The organism is Bordetella sp. 2513F2, assembly GCF_054642735.1.
The window spans coordinates 3921630-3941138 of sequence record NZ_CM137755.1 but is presented as its reverse complement, the minus strand read 5'-3'; the positions used below and the strand labels follow the sequence as shown (position 1 = coordinate 3941138).

General features: G+C 69.9%; 17 protein-coding genes. 2 read left to right on the top strand and 15 right to left on the bottom strand.

The window, feature by feature from the left end; translation table 11 throughout:
* Nucleotides 1-6: 6 nt before the first annotated feature.
* From ACYBYQ_RS18630 to ACYBYQ_RS18610, 5 genes are all read right to left on the bottom strand, one after another.
* On the bottom strand, nucleotides 7-921 hold the full coding sequence (locus ACYBYQ_RS18630; RefSeq protein WP_459615911.1) for an ArgK/MeaB family GTPase: 915 nt from the start codon (nucleotides 919-921) through the stop codon (nucleotides 7-9).
* The gene (locus ACYBYQ_RS18625) at nucleotides 906-2006 is read right to left on the bottom strand and encodes a CaiB/BaiF CoA transferase family protein (RefSeq protein WP_459615910.1); all 1101 of its coding nucleotides are present in this window, start codon (nucleotides 2004-2006) and stop codon (nucleotides 906-908) included. The genes ACYBYQ_RS18630 and ACYBYQ_RS18625 overlap by 16 nt, the downstream gene beginning before the upstream one ends.
* Nucleotides 2007-2161: 155 nt before the next feature.
* Nucleotides 2162-2578, bottom strand: a complete 417-nt coding sequence (locus tag ACYBYQ_RS18620) for a cobalamin B12-binding domain-containing protein (RefSeq protein ID WP_459615909.1) — start codon at nucleotides 2576-2578, stop codon at nucleotides 2162-2164.
* Nucleotides 2575-4188 (bottom strand): acyl-CoA mutase large subunit family protein, encoded by a 1614-nt coding sequence (locus ACYBYQ_RS18615; RefSeq protein WP_459615908.1) that lies wholly within the window; start codon nucleotides 4186-4188, stop codon nucleotides 2575-2577. The genes ACYBYQ_RS18620 and ACYBYQ_RS18615 overlap by 4 nt, the downstream gene beginning before the upstream one ends.
* On the bottom strand, nucleotides 4185-4964 hold the full coding sequence (locus ACYBYQ_RS18610; RefSeq protein WP_459615907.1) for an enoyl-CoA hydratase/isomerase family protein: 780 nt from the start codon (nucleotides 4962-4964) through the stop codon (nucleotides 4185-4187). Before ACYBYQ_RS18610 ends, ACYBYQ_RS18615 begins: the two co-directional genes overlap by 4 nt.
* 195 nt (nucleotides 4965-5159) lie before the next feature.
* Here ACYBYQ_RS18610 and ACYBYQ_RS18605 point away from each other — a divergent pair, with 195 nt between their 5' ends.
* Nucleotides 5160-5915: an IclR family transcriptional regulator gene (locus ACYBYQ_RS18605; protein WP_459615906.1), complete on the top strand. Its 756-nt coding sequence runs from the start codon at nucleotides 5160-5162 to the stop codon at nucleotides 5913-5915.
* A gap of 48 nt (nucleotides 5916-5963) precedes the next feature.
* Here ACYBYQ_RS18605 and ACYBYQ_RS18600 read toward each other — a convergent pair whose 3' ends face one another.
* From ACYBYQ_RS18600 to ACYBYQ_RS18570, 7 genes are all read right to left on the bottom strand, one after another.
* Entirely contained in the window at nucleotides 5964-7130 is a 1167-nt protein-coding gene (locus tag ACYBYQ_RS18600) for an MFS transporter (RefSeq protein WP_459615905.1), read from the bottom strand.
* 176 nt (nucleotides 7131-7306) lie between these two features.
* The gene (locus ACYBYQ_RS18595) at nucleotides 7307-8644 is read right to left on the bottom strand and encodes an NAD(P)H-dependent oxidoreductase (protein WP_459615904.1); all 1338 of its coding nucleotides are present in this window, start codon (nucleotides 8642-8644) and stop codon (nucleotides 7307-7309) included.
* A complete protein-coding gene (locus tag ACYBYQ_RS18590) occupies nucleotides 8641-9516 on the bottom strand; it encodes a phytanoyl-CoA dioxygenase family protein (RefSeq protein ID WP_459615903.1) in 876 nt (291 codons plus the stop codon). The genes ACYBYQ_RS18595 and ACYBYQ_RS18590 overlap by 4 nt, the downstream gene beginning before the upstream one ends.
* 82 nt (nucleotides 9517-9598) lie before the next feature.
* Nucleotides 9599-10273 carry a GntR family transcriptional regulator gene (locus tag ACYBYQ_RS18585; RefSeq protein WP_459615902.1) on the bottom strand — a complete coding sequence of 225 codons (675 nt, stop codon included), beginning with the start codon at nucleotides 10271-10273 and terminating at the stop codon, nucleotides 9599-9601.
* Nucleotides 10274-10355: 82 nt separating this feature from the next.
* Entirely contained in the window at nucleotides 10356-10916 is a 561-nt protein-coding gene (locus ACYBYQ_RS18580) for a 5' nucleotidase, NT5C type (RefSeq protein ID WP_459615901.1), read from the bottom strand.
* Between the two features lie 48 nt (nucleotides 10917-10964).
* Complete coding sequence (gene thpR / locus ACYBYQ_RS18575; RefSeq protein ID WP_459615900.1) at nucleotides 10965-11504, bottom strand: RNA 2',3'-cyclic phosphodiesterase; 540 nt, start codon at nucleotides 11502-11504, stop codon at nucleotides 10965-10967.
* 111 nt (nucleotides 11505-11615) lie between these two features.
* A complete protein-coding gene (locus ACYBYQ_RS18570; protein WP_459615899.1) occupies nucleotides 11616-12821 on the bottom strand; it encodes an ABA4-like family protein in 1206 nt (401 codons plus the stop codon).
* A gap of 73 nt (nucleotides 12822-12894) precedes the next feature.
* On the opposite strand from ACYBYQ_RS18570, the gene ACYBYQ_RS18565 reads away from it, so the two are divergent.
* Nucleotides 12895-13518, top strand: coding sequence for a TetR/AcrR family transcriptional regulator (locus tag ACYBYQ_RS18565; RefSeq protein WP_459615898.1), 624 nt, complete (start codon nucleotides 12895-12897; stop codon nucleotides 13516-13518).
* A gap of 10 nt (nucleotides 13519-13528) precedes the next feature.
* Here ACYBYQ_RS18565 and ACYBYQ_RS18560 read toward each other — a convergent pair whose 3' ends face one another.
* Genes ACYBYQ_RS18560 through ACYBYQ_RS18550 form a run of 3 tightly spaced genes read right to left on the bottom strand, consistent with a single transcriptional unit; the run spans nucleotide 13529 to nucleotide 19452 of the window.
* Nucleotides 13529-15040, bottom strand: a complete 1512-nt coding sequence (locus ACYBYQ_RS18560; RefSeq protein WP_459615897.1) for an efflux transporter outer membrane subunit — start codon at nucleotides 15038-15040, stop codon at nucleotides 13529-13531.
* A 10-nt stretch (nucleotides 15041-15050) separates the two neighbouring features.
* The gene (locus ACYBYQ_RS18555) at nucleotides 15051-18236 is read right to left on the bottom strand and encodes an efflux RND transporter permease subunit (protein WP_459615896.1); all 3186 of its coding nucleotides are present in this window, start codon (nucleotides 18234-18236) and stop codon (nucleotides 15051-15053) included.
* A 19-nt stretch (nucleotides 18237-18255) separates the two neighbouring features.
* Nucleotides 18256-19452: an efflux RND transporter periplasmic adaptor subunit gene (locus tag ACYBYQ_RS18550; protein WP_459615895.1), complete on the bottom strand. Its 1197-nt coding sequence runs from the start codon at nucleotides 19450-19452 to the stop codon at nucleotides 18256-18258.
* Between the last annotated feature and the right edge of the window lie 57 nt (nucleotides 19453-19509).

The window sequence follows — 19509 nt, the reverse complement described above, 5'->3', positions numbered from 1 at the left end:
GTTGTGTCACGCTTTGCGCCGCTGGCTGGCGAGCGCCGCCAGCGTCAATGCCAGCTGCTGTTCCAGCGGCTGGGTGAAAAATGCGGGCTCGTATCGATCCATGATCCGTGCGGCATGAATCTCGAGCAGTCGCTTGAGCCGGTAGCGGGCCCGTTGCTCGAGCAGGGCGGCGCGCCGCTGCGTGGTGGCCAGCCAGCGCTGGTGGGCGTCGATGGCATCCGACAGCGCCACGATGGATTCCGGGCGGGCATGGGCGGCCAGCAGCACCGGCGGTATCCACGCCTCTGCGGCGTGGCGCGTGACCGCGGCGATGCGCTTGATGTCCACCGCCATCCTGTGCGCGCCCGCCAGGTCGGCCTTGTTCACCACCAGGATGTCGGCCAGTTCCATGATGCCGGCCTTCATGGCCTGCACGGTGTCCCCGCTGTCGGGCAGCAGCACCAGCACCAGGGTGTCGACGTGCGCCCGCGCCGCGTACTCCGCTTGCCCCACGCCTACGGTTTCCAGCATGATCTCCGAGAAGCCGAACTCGTCCATGGCGTCCAGCATTTCGGGCAGGTTGTCGGCCAGGCCATCGGAAGTTCGGCGAGAGCCCAGAGAGCGGATGTACAGGTCTTCGACGCCTTCCAGCTCGTCCATGCGCACCCGGTCGCCGAGGATGGCGCCACCGCTCAAGGGACTGCTGGGATCCACGGCCAGCACGCCCAGGCGCCCGCATGTCCGGCGATGCAGGGCAAGCTGGCCCAGCAGGGTGCTCTTGCCGGCTCCCGGCGGGCCGGTGATGCCGATGCGCCTTGCGGCATGCCGGGGGGCTGCGGGCTGGCGCAGCGCGGCTTCGAGCGGACTGGCGTTGGCCAGCCAGCTGAGTGTGCGGCCGAGCGCGCGCCGGTCGAGCGGAGGTTCGTTCAGCGGGAGGCCCACGCGAGGATCTCCTGGCGATGCTCGTCCAACAGAGGCGGCATGCGGTATTCCGGCGTATGGCCCAGGAACCGGATCGGACTGGCCACGGCCCGCAGCGGCAGGCTGCCGTCACCCAGCGGCACCACCATGCCCCGTTCGGCGGCAATGTCGCTGCGCAGTGCCTCGCCCAGCGTGCCGACGCGCGCGGCCACCACCCCCAGCGGCGCCAGGCGCTCGACCCAGGCCGCCGCCGGCGCGCCGGCCAGCACCGCCGTGATGCCCGCCACGACGTCGGCCCGGTTCGCGCGGCGGCCGGCCATGCTGGCGTAGCGCGGGTCCGTGATCCATTCCGGGCGTCCGACCTCGTTGCAGAACTTCTGCCAGAACTTGTCGTGCGTGATGAAGAGCGCCAGCCATCCGTCGGCGGTCGGGAAGAGCTGGGCCGGCACCACATAGGGATGGGAGGATGCGGGCAGACGCTCGATGGTCTCGCCGGCATTGAGGTCGGCGCCGGCGAGGTAATTGAGCTGGGACAGCATCACGTCGTACATCGCCACGTCGACTTGGCCGCCCTGGCCCTGCACGATCTTGGCCAGCAGCCCCAGCGCAGCAACCAGGCCGGCCGAGTTGTCCACTGCGGAATAGCCCGCTTTGGCGGGCGGGGCATCCGGTTCGCCGGTAAGCGCCATGACGCCCGTCATCGCCTGGATGACGTAGTCGTAGGCCGGATTGTCGGCGTGGCGGCCTTCGAGCCCGTAGCCGGTCAGGGCCACGCAGACCAGTTTCTCGTTCCATGCCCGCATCGCGTCGTAGGTCAGGCCCAGCTTGTGGATGGCCGAGGGGCGCAGGTTGGTGACCAGCGCATGTGACTCTGCCGCGATGCGTCCCAGCGCCTCCTTGCCTTCGGGCTGCGCCAGGTCCAGAACGATGCTCTTCTTGCTGCGGTTGAGGCTGGCGAAGTAGGCGTTGTGCGGCCCGACGAAATGCGGGCTCACGCTGCGCCCGATGTCGCCGTCGACCGGCTCGACCTTGATCACCTCGGCCCCCATGTCGGCCAGCATCAACCCGCAATAGGGGCCTGCCAGCATGTGCCCGACTTCGATCACGCGAATGCCCGCCAGCGGCGCGTTTCTCCGCGCGACTTCCTCCCCAGGGGAGGATTCGCCCTTCGGGCGGCCGTGCGGGCTGGATGGACGACCCTCCTGTCGCTGCGCGACTTCCTCCCCAAGGGAGGATTCGCCCTTCGGACGGCCGTGCGGGCTCATGACAACCTCTCCGCGAGAATGCGCAGGGTGTCTTCCAGTGGCATGTCGGAGGTGAAGACGGCGGCGACACCCAGTTCGAGCAGATAGGGCTGGTCTTCGGCCGGGATGGTGCCGCCCACGAAGACCTTGATGTCGTTGGCGCCCTGCGCGTGCAGTTGGGCGAAGACATCCTGCACCAGTTCCTTGTGGCTGCCCGACAGGATGCTCAGCCCGACGGCGTCCACGCCTTCGTCGATCGCGACCCGGGCGATCTGTTCGGGGCTGCGGCGCAGACCGGTGTAGATGACTTCGGCACCGGCATTGCGCATGGCCAGCGCCACGATCTTTGCGCCGATGTCGTGGCCGTCCAGTCCCGGCTTGCCGACCAGGATGCGCTTGCCCGCCAGAAGCGGCCGTGTTTGCGACGTGTTCATAGATTCACCGGCTCCTTGAATTCACCCCATTCGCGCTTCAGGCAGGCCACCATTTCCCCCACGGTGGCATAGGCGTGGCAGCACTCCACCAGGTAAGGCATGACGTTCTCGCGGTCCTGTGCGGCGGCCCTGCCCAGCCGTGCGAGCGCGGCGTCCACAGACGCCTGGCTGCGGGTGTCCAGCACGCGCTGGAATTTCTCCAGGGCACGCTGCGCCGCTGTGGGGTCGAGGGTGAAGACCTCTCCCACCTTGATCTCTTCGTCCGACTTGCGGAAATGGTTCTGGCCCACGATCACAGTCTTGCCCGAATCGGTGTCGAGCTTGCGCTCCAGGCCGCGCTCGGCCAGGCGCAGTTGGATCCATCCGTCCTCGATGGCCCGGATCACGCCGCCGTAGGCATCGATCTCTTCCATCACCTGGATGATCTTCTCCTCCATGCGGTCGGTGTGCTGTTCGAGGAAGTAGCTGCCGCCAAGCGGGTCTACGGTGCGGCCGATCCCGCTTTCGTAGGCGATCATCTGCTGCGTGCGCACGGCCAGCTCCGCAGAGAATTCCGTGGGTATCTGGAAGGCCTCGTCGAATGCACACGTGAAGATGGACTGCGCGCCGCCTAACACGGCGGCCATGGTCTCGACGGCCACGCGCACGATGTTGTTGTAGGGCTGCGGTGCGATCAGCGAAGAGCCGCCGCAGACCACGCCGAAGCGGAAATGCTGGGCCTTCGGATCCTGCACGCCGTAGCGCTCCTTCATGAGCCGCGCCCACAGTCGGCGTCCGGCGCGGAACTTGGCGATCTCCTCGAAGAAATCCATGTGCACGTAGAAGAAGAACGACAGCCGCTTGGCGAACTTTTCCACGTCGCCGCCGCGCGCACGCAGTTCGTCGACATAGGCCAATCCGTTGGCCAGCGTGTAGGCCATCTCCTCGGCGGCGGTGGCGCCGGCATCGCGCACGTGCGCTCCCGCGATGCTGATCGGATTGAAGCGCGGCGAGACCTCGTTGGAATACAGGATGGAATCGGCGATGAGGCGCATGGAAGGCCGCACCGGAAAGATCCACGTGCCGCGGGCCACGTATTCCTTGAGGATGTCGTTCTGGATCGTGCCGGTGAGTTTTTCCCGCGGCACGTTCTGCTTGTCCGCCACCGCCAGGTACATGGCGTACACAATGGCGGCCGTGCCGTTGATGGTGAACGAGGTGGAGATCTTCGAGAGGTCGATGCCGTCGAAGAGGATCTCGGCCTCGCTGAGGTTGGACAGCGATACGCCCACCTTGCCGATCTCCGGCCGCGCCATCGGATGGATGGGGTCCAGGCCGCACTGGGTGGGCAGGTCCAGCGCCACCGACAGGCCGGTCTGGCCCTGTTCCAGCAGGAACTTGTAGCGGGCGTTGGACTCTTCGGCGGTGCCGAAGCCGGAATACTGCCGGATGGTCCACAGCCTGCCCTGGTAGCCGTCGGGGAAGATGCCCCGCGTGAAGGGATACTGGCCCGGCTCGCCGATGCGGTCGGGGTCCACGGCGTCGGGGCCGACGCTCACCGGGACTTCGATGCCGCTGCGATTCACGGATAGCAGACGTGGCGGGATACCCGCGGGAGGGGATTGGCTCATCGCTTTCCTTTGGACAAGAAGGCTTCGACCGCACGCCAATGGTCGTCGTGCAGCCAGGTTTCGATCAGGTGGCGCTGCTCCACGTCGCGGCAGGCTTGCAGTGCTTCCCCGCGGCGCCATGCCAGGGCCTGCGCCTTGATGCCGCGCAGCACCTGCGGCGGACAGGCCAGCATGGGGGCGAGAAAGGCCTGGGCGCCTGCGCCGTCGGATCCGCCCGCCGCCACGGCGTCCGCCAGCCCCCAGGAGACAGCCTGTTCCGCGTCCACCAGTTCGCAGCGACTCATCATGCGGAGCGCACGGGCGCCGCCCACCAGTCGGCAGAGGTCGGGCCCGCCGCCCCACGCCGAGGTGATGGCCATGCGCGCCTGCACGAAGCCGATACGGGCGTGCGGCGCCAGCAGGCGCAGGTCGCAGGCCAGGGCCAGCTCCGCGCCGCCGCCAATGGCATCGCCGTTCAAGTAGGCCACGACAGGCACCGGGGACTCGCGCACCACGTCCAGTGCCGCACTCGCCTCCCGGGCCATCTCCCGGGTTGCCGCTGCATCGCGCACCGAGGCCAGGTCGACCAGGTCGCCGCCCGCGGCGAAGTACCGCTCGCCGGCGCCGCTCAGTAGCACCAGCCGGGTAGCGGGCCGGGCGCCGGCCTCGGCCACGGCGTCGGCCAGCCGCGCCAGCACCTCGCGTGACAGCGCGTTGTGCTTGCGCGCGCGGTCCACGGTGATCCGGCAGGCGCCGTCGGCCCGGTGCTCGATGTGGATGGGGGAATCCGCTGTCACGCGCTGTGTCTCCTGGCTGCCCGCTTGCGGGTCGGGTATGCAGGGATGCTAGGTGGCGCAATTTCCCGCCGCAAGAACGAATGTTCTATATTTCGAACAAGACGACCCCGAGGTCGCGCATACGCGCAGATGGCGCAGCATTGTTCGGCCGGCTGAATTCCGCCTTCGGCCGAGCGCACCGGAGGAGGAGTCCAGATGGCCAGCGAAAGCGTCACCGCGGTCGAGCGCGTGCTCGATATATTCGAGGCCTTCCAGTCCAGCCAGCGGCCCATGTCGCTGACCGAACTGGCCGATGCGGCGGGCATACCCAAGAGCACCTGCCATGCGATCGTGGCGACGTTGAGCGCGCGCGGTTACTTGTACACGCTGAGCCGGCCGCGGGCACTCTACCCAACCAAGCGGATGTACGACGTGGCGCGCGACATCCTGCAGCAGGACCCTATCGTGGAGCAGGCCACGCCCATGCTCGAACGGCTGCGCGACACGTCGCGCGAAACCGTGATCCTGGGCAAGCGCCAGGGCGATTCGGTGGTGTATCTGCAGGTGGTGGAGGGCACACACTCGATCCGCTACTCGGCCAAGCCGGGAGACATCAAGCCCCTGCACTCGAGCTCGATCGGCAAGGCGCTGCTGGGCTGCATGAAGGAGCAGGAACTGCGCGAGTGGCTGCAGGGCCGCACCCTGGCGCCCATCACGTCCGCCACCATTACGGATCCGGAGGCGCTGATCGCCGACATCCAGCAAAGCCGTCGGCTGGGCTACTTCCAGACGCGGGGAGAGAACGTCGGCGACGTGTGGGCAGTGGCGGCGTTCCTGAACGTGAACAAGGAAACCCTGGGCATCGCCGTTGCAGGGCCAGGGCATCGCATGGAAGGCAGCATGCCCGAGTGCGCGCAGCTGCTGGTGGCCACCTGCAGCTTCATTTCGCGGCAGCTGGCGGCCGGGCGTTAGCTGCCGCGACCGCTTTCATTGCAACCTTGGGGAGGAGGTGCTTCCGACTCAGCAGGCCAGCGCCGCGGCCGGGCTGCGGCGGCTGCGGCTCCAGCTGTACAGCGCCACCAGCAGTCCGGCGCCGGTGACGGCCGCGGCCACCAGCGGCGTGGCGGCCAGGCCGGGGCCGTGGTCTATCGTGAGGCCGCCCAGCCAGGCGCCGGCGGCATTGCCCAGGTTGAAGGCGGCGATGTTGAAGGCCGAGGCGAGATTGGGCGCGCCGCCCGCCTGCTCCAGCACGCGCATCTGCAATGGCGGCACGGTGGCGAAGGCGGCCGCGCCCAGCACGGCCACCGTGATCACCGCCCAGGTACGGTCGTGCACCGTGAAGCTGAACAGCACCAGCACGGCCGACAGCAGCACCAGGCTGCCCACCAGCGTGGGCATGAGGCGGCGGTCGGCCAGGCGGCCGCCCAGCGTGTTGCCGGCCACCAGCCCCACGCCGAACAGCACCAGGATGGGCGAGACCGCGCTGTCGGGAAAGCCCGCCAGTTCGGTGAGCAGCGGCGAGATGTAGGTGAAGGCGGTGAACACGCCGCCGAAGCCCAGCACCGTCATGAGAAAGCCCAGCAGCACCTGCGGCCGGCCCAGCGCGCGCAATTCGCCGTGCAGGTCGCCGGCCTGGCTGCCGCGGCTGGCCGGCACCCACGTCGCGATGGCAGCCATGGCGGCCACGCCCACGACGGTCACGGCCCAGAAGGTGGCGCGCCAGCCCCAGGCCTGGCCCAGCCAGGTTCCCAGGGGCACGCCCAGCACGTTGGCGAGGGTGAGTCCGGTGAACATCAGGGCGATGGCCGAGGCCTGCTTGTCGGGCCGGACGAGGCTGGCGGCCACTACCGAGCCCACGCCGAAGAAGGCGCCGTGCGCCAGCGAGGTGAGCACGCGGGCCGCCATCAGGGTGCCGTAGCCGGGCGCCAGCGCACAGGCTAGGTTGCCCAGCGTGAAGATCAGCATCAGGCCCAGCAGCAGCGTCTTGCGGGGCAGGCGGGTGGTGAGGATGGCCACGGGCGGCGCGCCCAGCGTGACGCCCAGGGCGTAACCCGTGACCAGCAGGCCGGCCGAGGACAACGACACGCCGAGATCGGCGCCGACCTCGGGCAGCAGGCCCATGATGACGAACTCGGTGGTTCCGATACCGAAGGCGCCGACGGCGAGCGCCCACAAAGCGATAGGCATGAATGACTCCAACAGAGCCGGCATGGCTCATCAGGACGGCATTCTGCCCGTTTCGATTTCTCAGAGTAACCGCAAAAAACGCAATTTACTTTTGCTGCTGGATCAAATGACGGCTGGCGGCTGCGCCGGTGTCGGGCCTCGACGAACCGACACCGGCGCCGCGCGGAGCCTGCGGTTCAGGCGAATTCGCGCTCCATCTCGCGGCGGATGCGCACGGCCAGGGCGGTTTCGTCGAACTCCACGTCCTGCCAGCGTACCGCCTGGCCCTGGCGTATGGGGTGCTTGAGCCGCACGCCGTGGGCCAGGCCCAGCGGCAGCAGGCCCTCGGCCAGGGAGGTGGGCGCGGGCACCAGCCTGCCATAGACGGTGTAGCCGCCTTCGCCGTCGAGCACCTGGCCTGCTTCCAGGTCGCGCTTGGCCGTGGCCGCCACGTCGCCGTGCCAGCCGGCGGGCGTACCGGTGGGTTCGCGCCGCAGGCCCACGTTCGCCACGCTGATGCCCAGCTCCAGTCCGATCAGGTGGTAGGGCTTGTACATGGCGGTGTAGTTGCCGCCGGGGTCGGTGACCAGCCCGTATTCCTGGAAGCAGCGCCGTACGTAGTCGCTGTCGGCGGCCAGCGTGACGTACACGCCCCAGCGCAGGTCGCGGAACACCGGCCGGCCGTCGCGCTCCAGCGAAGACACCACTTCCACCTGGCCGCGATGATGCAGCGTGCCGCCGTCCTCGCGCGGACGCAGCACGCGCGCCAGGTCGTCCACGCCGCAGGGCGGGAAGTGCAGGCCTGACGGCGCGCAGGCCAGCCCGGTGGCGTTGGCCACCGCGGCCATCTCGATGGCGCTCTTGGTGCCGTCGAGGAAACTGTTGAACATCTGCGCGTTGAAGTCGCCCGCAGCCACCATTTCGTCGGTGAAGCCGTAGTAGGGCCACACGGTGTCGGGGGTGGAGGTGTGGAATTCGGGCAGGTACTTGGTGCCCTTGCCCGCGGCGATGACTTCGAAGCCGCTGGCCCGGGCCCAGTCGACCATCTCGCAGATCAGGGCCGGCTGGTCGCCGTAGGCCAGCGAGTAGACGATGCCCGCCTCGCGCGCGCGCCGGGCCAGCAGCGGGCCGGCCAGTGCGTCGGCCTCCACGTTCACCATGACGATGTGCTTGCCGTGTTCGCAGCAGGCCAGTACGTGGCGTATGCCTGCCGTGGGGCTGCCGGTGGCGTCGATCACGATCTCCACGCCGGGATCGGCGATCACGGCCGATGCATCGTCGCTGAAGTGCACCGCGCCCGTATGGACCGCGTCGGCGATGCTGGGCGCGTTCAGGGCGGTGGCCGGCCAGCCCACGCGGGTGAGGGCCGCGCGGGCGCGGTCGGGGGCGAGGTCGGCCACGGCCACCAGCCGGATGCCCGGCGTGCGCCGCGCCTGGCTGAGGAACATGGCGCCGAACTTGCCGGCGCCGATCAGCGCCACCCGCAACGGCTTGCCGTCGGCCTCGCGCTGTTTGAGCATGCGATGCAGGTTCATTGGACCGCCTCCTCGAGCCGCTCCAGCGAGGTGCGCGCTTCCTCGGGGGGCGTGCCACGCGCCCAGGGCAGGTCCACCGGATAGTCGCGCCGCAGGCAGTCGTCGGGCAGGCACTGGATGGGCGTGAAGTCGCGATGCGCGATCCAGCCCACGCGCTTGTGGCGCCGGATGTGGTTGGAAACCGCGCACAGGCTCAGGTAGACGCTGACCCGGTTCCAGGGGCTCAGGTTCGAGGAGGAGGCATGCACCAGGCAGGAATGGAACAGCAGCATGGAGCCGGCCGGCCCCTTGGGCGCGACGATGCCGCCGTGGCGCCCGCCCGCCTTGTCGACCAGCTCGCGGATGTTCTCGTTGTTGATGGTCCACAGCGGATAGCTGGTGGTGGTGGTGTCGTGCCCGGCATCCAGCACGCCCAGCCGGTGGCTGCCCGGGATGAACATCAGCGGGCCGTTGTATTCGTTGACCTCGTCCAGGAAGATCGCGACGTTCATGGCGCGCGGCGTGGGCATGAGATCGTCGTTGAGCCAGGTGCCGTAATCCTGGTGCCATTGCCAGACGTCGCCGTCGAAGGCGTTCTTGCCGTTGATCTTGAACTGGTGCATGTAGACCGGTTCGCCGAAAAGCTGCTCCACCGGGCGCACCATGCGGGGATGGCGGGCCAGGCGCGCGAACGGCGCGCTGTAGAGATGCGCGGCGAAGTTGGTGCGCACCGCGCCGCCGTTCTTCTCGCGCACGTTCTCGGGGCGGTCCTGCGCGTACAGGCGCGGCACTTCGTCGGTGAGCCGGGCGATTTCTTCCGGCGCGAACAGGCCCGGGAAGAACAGGTAGCCATCCCGGTCGAACTGCTCGCGTTGGGCTTGCGTGAGTTCCATGCGTTGTCTCCGGAAAGCGGGCCGGCTGCGACCGGCTCTGGATGGTCCGGCGTCGTGGCGCGCCGGTACGGGAAACGGGCCTTCAGGCCGCCTCGCGGCGATCCAGGCGCGGCAGCAGGCCGGCAGCGGCGCGCTGCGCATGGGCGCGGGAGAGCTCGGCCGCGCGGGCGCCGTCGCCGGCATTGATGGCGGCCACCATGGCCGCGTGTTCGTCCCACAGGCCGCCGCGCACCGCGGCGGGCTCCAGCACCGCGCTCATCACGCGTTCCAGGTGGTCCCATTGGGGCGCCATGACGCTGGCGAGCAGCTGGTTGCCCGAGGCGGCGTAGATGGCGTGGTGCAGCTGGGTATCGGCGGCGATCAGGGCCGGCATGCGGCCGCGCCGCAGCGCCGCCCGGCCGCGCTCCACCAGCGCATCGGGCAGCGGCCGGGCGTGTCCGGCGGCGATGCGCGCGGCGGCGAGCCGGGCGGCCAGGGCGTCGGTTTCTGCGCGCAGCTGGTAGAACTCCTGCACCAGCTGCGGGTCCAGCGGAGCGACTTCGAGCGTGCCGCGCCCGTCGGCGCGCACGGCCAGGCCGTCGCGCTCGAGGCGGGCCAGGGCCTGCAGCACGGGCTGGCGCGACACCCCCAGCCGGGCGGCCAGGTCTTCCTGCGCCAGGCGCGTGCCCGGCGCCAGCGTGCCGTCGATGACGGCCTGGCGCAGCTGCAGGTACACGGTGCGGGCCAGGTCGCTGGCTGCGGGCAGGGGTTTGAGCATGCGGCCTCCGGGCGATTTCTGGATTCAGAATACAGAAATCCGCGGCCAAGTCACGCTGCAGCGCCGCACGGCGCGGACGCGGCTACCGGTCGGCGGTGTAGAGCTCGCCGGCCAGCACGCTGCGCCAGTTGGCCCAGGTCAGGCGCGGGCGGCCGGTTTCGTGGCGGTTGTAGGGGGCGTCGTAGAGGATGTGGCGCCAGTGCGGCCGCGCGACGCCTTCGATGCGGGGCCGGTCGTCGATCAGCAGGTCGCCGTACACCAGGGTCTTGTCGCGCGAGAGGATCAGCTTCTGCGTGGCTTCGCGGCCCAGGTGGCGTTCCACCCATTGGTACTTCTCGGCCACGCAGTTCTCGTACTGGCGCAGCGGCGAGGAGCAGATGCGCACGTCCATGCCGAGCGCCTGCAGTTCCCGGTAGGCCTCGATGGCGCCGGGAACGGGCGGCAGGTCGCGGATGAAGCCGGGCGCGGTATAGATGGCCTCGGCCTGGGCCCGCAGGGCAGGCGGATAGTCGTCGAGCAGGTGGAAGGAGCGCCGGTCTTCGTAGGGCACCGGCGCGACGTCCGGGTAGCGTGCGCGCCAGGCTGCCAGGAAGGCGCCTTCGAAGTCGGCGAGCACGCCGTCCTGGTCCAGCAAGATGAGCATCGGGGGCCTTGCGAGTCGGTCTGGGACGCCGATTGTGCCATGGGCCCGTCAGGCCGGGGCGCTCGTGGCCAGGGTGCGGTAGCGCGCGCCGCCGCCGGGTTCGGAATGGACCAATGCGTAGCGCTCGTAGCGCCACACCACGGGCCCGGGCGGGGGCGGGAGCGGGGCGGCCGTGTCGGCATGGCGCAGCAGCGTCGCATGGGGCCGGAAGGGCTGGGCCGGCCGCTGCCAGCCCAGCGGCGCAAGCCAGGCCCACAGTTCGTCGTGCAGCGCCTCCAGCCCCGGCTGGCCGGTTTCCGCGGGCCCGGCCCAGACGATGCGTGGGCGGGGAAACACCCCGTAGCGCACGATAGGGATTTCCCCCGGCGGGATGGACTGTTGGCGGGTTGCCTGCACCAATTGCGCCGTGCGCGCCGGGTCGGCCGGCCCCAGGAAAGCCAGCGTGATGTGCAGCGTGTCGATGCGCATCGGCCGGCCGCCGCAGGCCGCATGGGCGGCGCGGATCCAGTCGTGCAGCCGGGCCGCGGTGGCGGCGTCCGGCCACAGCGCGAAGAACAGGCGCGGCGGCGGCAGGGGGCGGGACGACATGCCTGCCATTATGCGGGTGTCGCCGCGCGGCGTCAGGCGCCGTGTGTCCGACGCCCCGCACGGACATGCCGGGCGTCCAATGTCAGCCTCCCGGTATCAGGTTTCCGGGTATCAGGTTCCCCCCAGGGCCTGGCCGACGGTCCAGGCGTAGAACGCCGTGTAGCCGGCCGCGGCCAGGGCGACCCAGGCAATGGGCCGGGACAGGCGCAGGCGAAGCGCCAGCACGCCGAGCAGCGGCAGCACCTGCAGGGCATGCAGGCCCACGAAATGGGCCGGGCGCAGGTCACCGCCCGTCCAGGACCAGCCCAGCAGCGGAACGGGCGAATAGGAGAGGGTGGGATCCACCAGCGGCCCGCCTTGCGCGGCGATGAGGGCGCCCGAGAGTACGCCGCCTGCCGCCGACAGCACCGATCCCAGCATGGCCGCCAGGCGCCGGGCCGGCGCCAGCGCCCGGCCATGGCGCCACAGCGCCCACGCCACGGGCAGCGACGCGGTGGTGAGCAGCACCGCGCCCAGGCCCATCAGCGCGTACAGCGCGGTATGCAGGGGCGTGGCATGGTTGAAGTGCGAGTCCTGGCCCAGCCCGGCCTGCAGGGTGATGTAGACGAACTCGAAGCCGGCCGTGGCCAGCACCACCGCCACGGTGGCGCGCAGCAGCCGGCCGCGCCGCACGGGCTCCGGCACCGCGCCCAGCAGCCAGGCCAGCGTCAGGACATGCACGCCGATGGCCGCCATGAACTTCAGCGGCTTGATCCAGACGCCGACGCCATGGAGCGTGCGCGGGTCCAGGACGGCTGCCACGGCGGTGGGCAGCATGGCGGCGAACATGAGCAGGCCGAATGTCGTCAATGCCGGCTGGCGCGCATGCAGGGCCGCCACCCCGCGGCGGATCGTGCCGGCATGGCGCAGCCCCAGGTAGGCCAGCAGGCCCGAGGGGCCGAACAGGAAGGTCAGCGCCAGGCAGGGCAGCAGCTGCCACGCCGGCATGCCGGCGCGCAGCCCGGCGCGGGCGATCCACGTGCCCACGAGCAGGTCGAAGGCCAGGTAGTGCAGCCAGCCGGCCAGCAGCATGCCCGGGTGCGCGAACAGCGCCCCGACCCCCGCCAGCGAGCCGTAGCCGCCGCCGGCGCCGGGCCAGTGGGCGGCCACCAGCACGACATAGGCCGCGCCCAGCGCCAGCGGCGCCAGCGCGCCGGAGTACAGCCATGCGCCGCGCCGCAGCCGCCCGAGCCAGGGCGAGGCCCACAGGGCCAGCCAGCCGGGCAAGACCAGTGCCGAAGCCGCCTGGAATCCGGTTTCGTAGGAGATGCCATCCATGCCTGCCACCTTTATCTAAACAGTGTTCAGATAAATTAGCATTGGATCTTTACGGTGTAAAGTTCCAGGTGCCATGGCCACGTCTTCCCGATCCCGCGCGTCCGACTCCTATCACCACGGCGCGCTGCGCGCGGCGCTGGTGCAGGCCACCGAGGCCATGCTGGCCGAGGGCGGGCTGGAGGGCTTCACCCTGCGGGAAGCCGCGCGGCGCGTGGGCGTGTCGCCGGCTGCGCCGCTGCATCATTTCGGCAGCGCGGCCGGTTTGCTGACGGAAGTGGCGATCCTCGGCTTCGAGGCGCTGGCCGTGTATCTGCGCGACGGGCGCGAGGCGGGCAGCGATCCGGCCGATTGCCTGCGCCGGCAGGGCCTGGGCTACGTGCGCTTCGCCCTGGCGCATCCCGGGCGTTTCCTCTTGATGTTCCGCAAGGACCGCCTGCAGGAAGATCCGCGGCTGGCCGCGGCGGGCCAGGCGGCCTACGGCGAGCTCGAACGGGGCGTGCGCGGCTATGCCGGCCTGGCTGCCGGCGCGCCGCTGGACGACGCGGCACAGGTGCTGCTGCTGGGCGCCTGGTCCACGGTGCACGGCTATGCGCACCTGGCCCTGGACGGCAAGTTCGACGCCGCCGCGGGTGCGGCGGGCATCGATGCCTTCATGGCGCGGACGCTGCCGGCGATGCTGCAGCGCCTGTTCCCTTGAGGGCAGAACGTCAGCGCTGCGCGACTTCCGCGCTCGCCTCCGCCCGGGCCGTGGAGGGGGCGTCCGGCAGGGGCAGGTCCCAGCCTCCGCCCAGCGCGCGGATCAGGTCCACGGTGGAACGGGCACGTTCGGCTTCGAGCTGCAGGGAGGCCCGCTGCTGCAGCAGCACGCTGCGGTCGGCCTCGATGACGTCCAGGTAGCTGACCGAGCCTTCGCGGTACTGCGTCTGCGACAGGCTCGCGGCGCGCATCGAGGCTTCGAGCGCCTGGTTCTGCGCCTCGGCCTGGCCGCGCAGCAGCCGCAGGTTGGAGAGGTTGTCCTCCACCTCGCGGAACGCATTCAGGACCGTCTCGCGGTACTTGGCGACGTCTTCCTCGTAGACCGCGCGGGCGCGTTCCACGTTGGCCTGGCGCCGTCCGCCGTCGAAGATGGGCAGCGACAGGGCGGTGCCCATCAGGGGCCCCAGCAGGAAGGTGCGGCTGGACCACTGGAACAGGTTGCCCAGTTCGGACGACTCGAAGCCCGCCGCGCCCGTGATGTCCAGGCGCGGGAAGAAGGCAGCCTGCGCGGCGCCGATGCGGGCATTGGCCGCCGCCATGGCGCGCTCGGCAGCGGCGATGTCGGGCCGGCGCTCGAGCAGCGTGGAAGGCAGCCCCGCAGGGATTTCCACCGCGACGCGCGCCAGCGGCCGGGACGGCATGCTGAATTCCGCCGGCGCCTTGCCCAGCAGCACCGCCAGCGCATGTTCGGCGCTCGCGCGGCGGCGTTCCACGCCGGTGGCCTCGGCCTGCGCCGACGCAAGTTCGGTGCGCGCGCGTGCCAGGTCCAGTTCGCTGATGTCGCCCGCGTCGTAGCGCCGCTGGACCAGGTCCAGGCTTTCCTGGCGCAGGGCCACGGTACGGCGGTAGATCTGCAGGTCGGCGTCGAGCTCGCGCAGCAGGAAGTAGCCCTGCGCCACGTCGGCCTGCAGCGCCAGCAGCACCGAGCGATACAGCGCCGCGCTCTGCGCGGCGTCGGCGTTCGCCGCCTCGACGCTGCGGGCCACGCGGCCGAAGAGATCGGCCTCGTACGACACGGTGGCCTGGCCGCGCCACAGCGTGCCGTAGGTGCCGGGCCCGTCGTCGGGCAGCCCCTCGGAGGCCGGGGAGCTGCGCTGGCGCATGGGCCCCACGCCCACGCCCACCTGCGGCGCGCGCGCCGAGCGGGCATCGCGCAGCAGGGCCCGCGCCTGCGTGAGCCGGGCCGCGGCGGCCTGCAGGCTGGGATTGGCGCGCTGCGCCTGCTCCTGCAGCGCATCCAGTTCGGCGTCGCCGAAGATCTTCCACCATTGGCCCCGCAGCGTGTCGTCGGCCGGACGGGCCGGCTGCCAGCTGCCGGCCTCGCTGGCGGGCAGCGCGGCGGCTTCCTTGTAGGCCGCGGGCGTGGCGACCTCGGGGCGTTGGTAATCGGGGCCCACCGCGCAGCCCGCCAGCGTCAGCAGCAGGGCAAGCAGGGCGGAGCCACGTGTGATGGTATGCGTCATGGCTGGCTCCTCAGTCGGCTTCGGCAGGTTGGTGGTGCGCGATCGGCGCGGTGTGCGCATGCGCGCTGTGCAGGGGGCGCTTGCCCAGCTTGCGCAGCAGCACGTAGAACACCGGCGTCAGGAACAGGCCGAACAGCGTCACGCCCAGCATGCCGAAGAACACGGCCACGCCCATGGCCTGGCGCATTTCCGCGCCCGCGCCGGTGGACAGCACCAGCGGCACCACGCCCATGATGAACGCGATCGACGTCATCAGGATCGGGCGCAGGCGCAGGCGGCTGGCCTCGATGGCGGCCTGCACCGGCGTGCTGCCGCCCATCTCGAGCTCGCGGGCGAATTCCACGATCAGGATGGCGTTCTTCGCCGACAGCCCCACCAGCACCATCAGCCCGATCTGGGTGAAGATGTTGTTGTCGCCGCCGGTCAGCCAGACGCCGGTCAGGGCGGCCAGCACGCTCATCGGCACGATCATGATCACGGCCAGCGGCAGCGTCAGGCTTTCATACAGCGCGGCCAGCACCAGGAACACCAGCAGCACGCTGATCGGAAAGACCCACAGGCCCGCGTTGCCGGCCAGCATCTGCTGGTAGGCCAGGTCGGTCCATTCGATCTGGAAGCCGCGCGGCAGGGTTTCGGCGGCGATGCGCGCGGCCGCCTCCTGCGCCTGGTTGGTCGAGAAGCCCGGCGCCGGGCCGCCGTTGATGTCGGCGGCGGTGTAGCCGTTGTAGCGCACGACCATCTCGGGGCCGAAGCTCTGCTTCACGGTGACCAGCGACGACAGCGGCACCATCTCGCCCGCGGCGTTGCGGGTCTTCAGCTGCAGGATGTCGTCGGGATGCGCGCGGAACTGCGCATCGGCCTGGGCCCGCACCTGGAACACGCGGCCGAAGCGGTTGAAGTCGTTCACGTACATCGAGCCCAGGTACACCTGCATGGTGTCGAACACGTCGGTCACCGGCACGCCCAGCTGGCGGGCCTTCACGCGGTCCAGGTCGACGTCGAGCTGCGGCACGGCGATCTGGTAGTTCGAGAACGTGGGGCCGAGTTCGGGCGTCTGCGCCGCCTTGGCCACGAAGGCCTGGGTGGCGCGGTCGAGTGCCTCGTAGCCCTGCGCGCCGCGGTCCTCGATCTGCAGCTTGAAGCCGCCCAGGGTGCCCAGGCCCAGGATGGGCGGAGGCGGAAAGACGGCGACGGTCGAGTCCTTGATGGCGCCGAACTTCTGGTTCAGCGCGCCCGCGATGGCGTTGCCCGACAGCTCGGGACTGGTGCGCTCGTTGAAGTCGTCGAGCGTGACGAACACGATGCCGGCGCTCGAGCTGTTGGTGAAGCCGTTGATCGACAGGCCCGGGAAGGCGATGGCGCTCTTGACGCCAGGCTGCTGCAGGGCGATGTCGCTCATGCGGCGGATCACGTCTTCGGTGCGGTCCAGCGAGGCGCCGTTGGGGAGCTGTGCGAAGCCGATCAGGTACTGCTTGTCCTGCGCCGGGATGAAGCCGCCGGGCAGGATGTTGCCGATCAGCGCGGTCAGGCCCAGCAGCACCGCGTACACCAGCATCGAGCCGCCCTTGCGCCGGATGACCCCGCCCACGCCGGCGGCGTAGCGGTCGGAAGCGCGGTTGAACGTGCGGTTGAACCAGTTGAAGAACGGTCCGAACACGCGGTTCATCCCGCGGGTCAGCGCATCGGGCCTGTCGTGGTGGCCCTTGAGCAGCAGGGCCGACAGCGCCGGCGACAGGGTCAGCGAGTTGAAGGCCGAGATCACCGTCGAAATGGCGATGGTCATGGCGAACTGCTTGTAGAACTGGCCTGTGAGGCCCGTCATGAAGGCCAGCGGCACGAACACCGCGCACAGCGTCAGCGCGATGGCGATGATGGGGCCGCTGACTTCCTGCATCGCCCGGTACGTGGCCTCCCGGGGAGACAGTCCTTCCCCGATGTTGCGCTCGACGTTCTCCACCACCACGATGGCGTCGTCCACCACGATGCCGATGGCCAGCACCATGCCGAACAGCGACAGCGCGTTGATGGAATAGCCGAACATCAGCAGCAGCGCGAAGGTGCCGATGATGGACACCGGCACGGCCAGCAGCGGGATGATGGATGCGCGCCAGGTCTGCAGGAACACGATCACCACCAGCACCACCAGCGCGATGGCCTCCAGCAGCGTATGCACCACGGCCTCGATGCTGGAGCGCACGAACTGCGTGGGGTCGTACTCGATGCGGTATTCCACCGAGGGCGGGAAGTCCTTGGACATCTCGGCCATGGCGGCGCGCACCTGGCTGGAGACCTCGAGCGCGTTCGAGCCGGGAGACTGCATGATGCCCATGCCCACCGCCGGCTTGTTGTCCAGCAGCGAGCGCAGGGCGTATTCCTGCGAATCGAGCTCTACGCGGGCCACGTCTCGCAGGTACGTGACGGCGCCCTCGGGCGAGGTCTTGAGGATGATGTCGTTGAATTCCTCCACGCTTTGCAGGCGTCCGCGGGCATTGACGGAGAACTGCATGGGCACGTCGTTGGGCGAGGCGCCGATGGTGCCCGCCGCAACCTGCACGTTCTGCTCGCGGATGGCGTTGACCACTTCCATGGCGGTCATGTCGCGCTGCGCGACCTTCTGCGGGTCGAGCCACACGCGCATGGAGTAGTCGCCGGCGCCCCACACCGTGACTTCGCCCACGCCGGAGATGCGCGCCAGGCGGTCTTTCACGTTGATGACCGCGTAGTTGCGCAGGTAGGTGGCGTCATAGCGGTTGTCGGGCGAGATCAGGTGCACCACCAGCGTCAGCGTGGGCGAGCTCTTGACGGTGGTCACGCCCAGGCGCTGTACGTCGGGCGGCAGGCGCGGCAGGGCCTGCGACACGCGGTTCTGCACCAGCTGCTGCGCCTTGTCGGGATCCACCCCGAGCTTGAAGTAGACCGTCAGCGTGAGGTTGCCGTCGCTGTTGGCCTGCGACTGCATGTACATCATGTCCTCGACGCCGTTGATCTGCTGCTCCAGCGGCGAGGCCACGGTCTCGGCGATGACCTTGGGGTTGGCGCCGGGGTATTGCGCCCGCACGACGACGGACGGCGGCACCACCTCGGGGTACTCGGAAATGGGCAGCTGGAACATGGCCAGCAGGCCGCCCAGCAGCACCAGGACCGACAGCACGCCCGCGAAGATCGGCCGGTCGATGAAGAATTTGGAGATATTCATGGAGGTTCCAGTCGGCGCCTTATTGCTTCAGGTCGGCCGATGCAGTCTTGACGGTTTCCGGCGCGGTATCCATGGACACCAGGTTGGGCGCGACCACGTCGCCGGGGCGTACGCGCTGCAGCCCGTTGACGACGATGCGTTCGCCTGGCTTCAGCCCGGACTCGACCACGCGCAGCTGGCCGACGTTGGCCCCCAGCTTCACCTCGCGGTAATTGGCGTGGTTGTCGTCGCCGACCACGAGCACGAAGCGCTTGCTCTGGTCGGTGCCGATGGCGCGCTCGTCGATCAGCACGGCCTCGTAGGGGGCGCTGCCGCCCAGGCGGACGCGGGCGTACAGGCCGGGCAGCAGGGTGCCGTCCTGGTTGTCGAACACGGCGCGCACGCGGATCGTGCCCGAGGTGGGGTCCATCCGGTTGTCGACCGACGCCACCACGCCTTCGCGCGAATAGCCTTCTTCGTTGGCCAGGCCCAGTTGCACCGGCACGGACGTGCCGGTGGCGCTGCTGGGATTGACATAGCGCAGGAAGGTCTGCTCGTCCACGTCGAACGACGCATACAGGCGCGCCACGGACACCAGGGTGGTCAGGGGCACCGACGAGGCGCCGGCCGACACCACGTTGCCCACGGTGACCTCGGCACGCGACACGCGGCCGTCCACCGGGGCCACGATGCGGGTGTAGCCGAGGTTGATGCGGGCGGTTTCCAGCGCCGCCTGGGCGGCCTGCAGGTTGGCGGCGGCCTCGCGGGCGGCATTCTGCTTTTCTTCGAAGTCGCGGCGGGCGATGGCGTTCTCGGCCAGCAGGCGCTTGCCGCGCGCGAGGTCGGAGGCGGTGTAGGCCGCCCGCGCGCGGGCCGCGGCCAGTTGGGCCTCGGCGCGCTGGACCTCGGCCGCGTAGGGGCGCGGATCGATGGTGAACAGCACGTCGCCCTTCTTGACCAGGGCGCCGTCCTTGAAATGCACCTGGGTCAGGGTGCCCGAGACCAGCGGCCGGATCTCGACCCGGTCGATGGCCTCCAGGCGGCCCGAGTAGCGCTGCCAGTCGATGATGGGGCGCGACAGCGCCGGCGCGACATCGACCGGCGTGGCGGGAGGCGCGGCCTGGGCGTGCGCGGCGCCGGTGCCGGGGGAAGGAGCGAGTAGGGCGTAGCCGCCGCCGGCCACGGCCAGGGCCGTTACGAGTGCCAGCACGGCAAAGCGGGAGCGGGTGACCGTCATGGGAGTGTCCTGGAAGCTTGGGAAGAGGGAAGTCCCGCAGGCTATGCTGCGGTGCAA

Bases quoted from the DNA above. Each gene is read 5' to 3' on its own strand.
- ACYBYQ_RS18620 (WP_459615909.1), bottom strand. From the start codon at position 2,578: ATGAACACGTCGCAAACACGGCCGCTTCTGGCGGGCAAGCGCATCCTG.
- ACYBYQ_RS18615 (WP_459615908.1), bottom strand. From the start codon at position 4,188: ATGAGCCAATCCCCTCCCGCGGGTATCCCGCCACGTCTGCTATCCGTG.
- ACYBYQ_RS18605 (WP_459615906.1), top strand. From the start codon at position 5,160: ATGGCCAGCGAAAGCGTCACCGCGGTCGAGCGCGTGCTCGATATATTC.
- ACYBYQ_RS18600 (WP_459615905.1), bottom strand. From the start codon at position 7,130: ATGCCTATCGCTTTGTGGGCGCTCGCCGTCGGCGCCTTCGGTATCGGA.
- ACYBYQ_RS18595 (WP_459615904.1), bottom strand. From the start codon at position 8,644: ATGAACCTGCATCGCATGCTCAAACAGCGCGAGGCCGACGGCAAGCCG.
- ACYBYQ_RS18590 (WP_459615903.1), bottom strand. From the start codon at position 9,516: ATGGAACTCACGCAAGCCCAACGCGAGCAGTTCGACCGGGATGGCTAC.
- ACYBYQ_RS18585 (WP_459615902.1), bottom strand. From the start codon at position 10,273: ATGCTCAAACCCCTGCCCGCAGCCAGCGACCTGGCCCGCACCGTGTAC.
- ACYBYQ_RS18580 (WP_459615901.1), bottom strand. From the start codon at position 10,916: ATGCTCATCTTGCTGGACCAGGACGGCGTGCTCGCCGACTTCGAAGGC.
- thpR (WP_459615900.1), bottom strand. From the start codon at position 11,504: ATGTCGTCCCGCCCCCTGCCGCCGCCGCGCCTGTTCTTCGCGCTGTGG.
- ACYBYQ_RS18570 (WP_459615899.1), bottom strand. From the start codon at position 12,821: ATGGATGGCATCTCCTACGAAACCGGATTCCAGGCGGCTTCGGCACTG.
- ACYBYQ_RS18565 (WP_459615898.1), top strand. From the start codon at position 12,895: ATGGCCACGTCTTCCCGATCCCGCGCGTCCGACTCCTATCACCACGGC.
- ACYBYQ_RS18560 (WP_459615897.1), bottom strand. From the start codon at position 15,040: ATGACGCATACCATCACACGTGGCTCCGCCCTGCTTGCCCTGCTGCTG.
- ACYBYQ_RS18555 (WP_459615896.1), bottom strand. From the start codon at position 18,236: ATGAATATCTCCAAATTCTTCATCGACCGGCCGATCTTCGCGGGCGTG.
- ACYBYQ_RS18550 (WP_459615895.1), bottom strand. From the start codon at position 19,452: ATGACGGTCACCCGCTCCCGCTTTGCCGTGCTGGCACTCGTAACGGCC.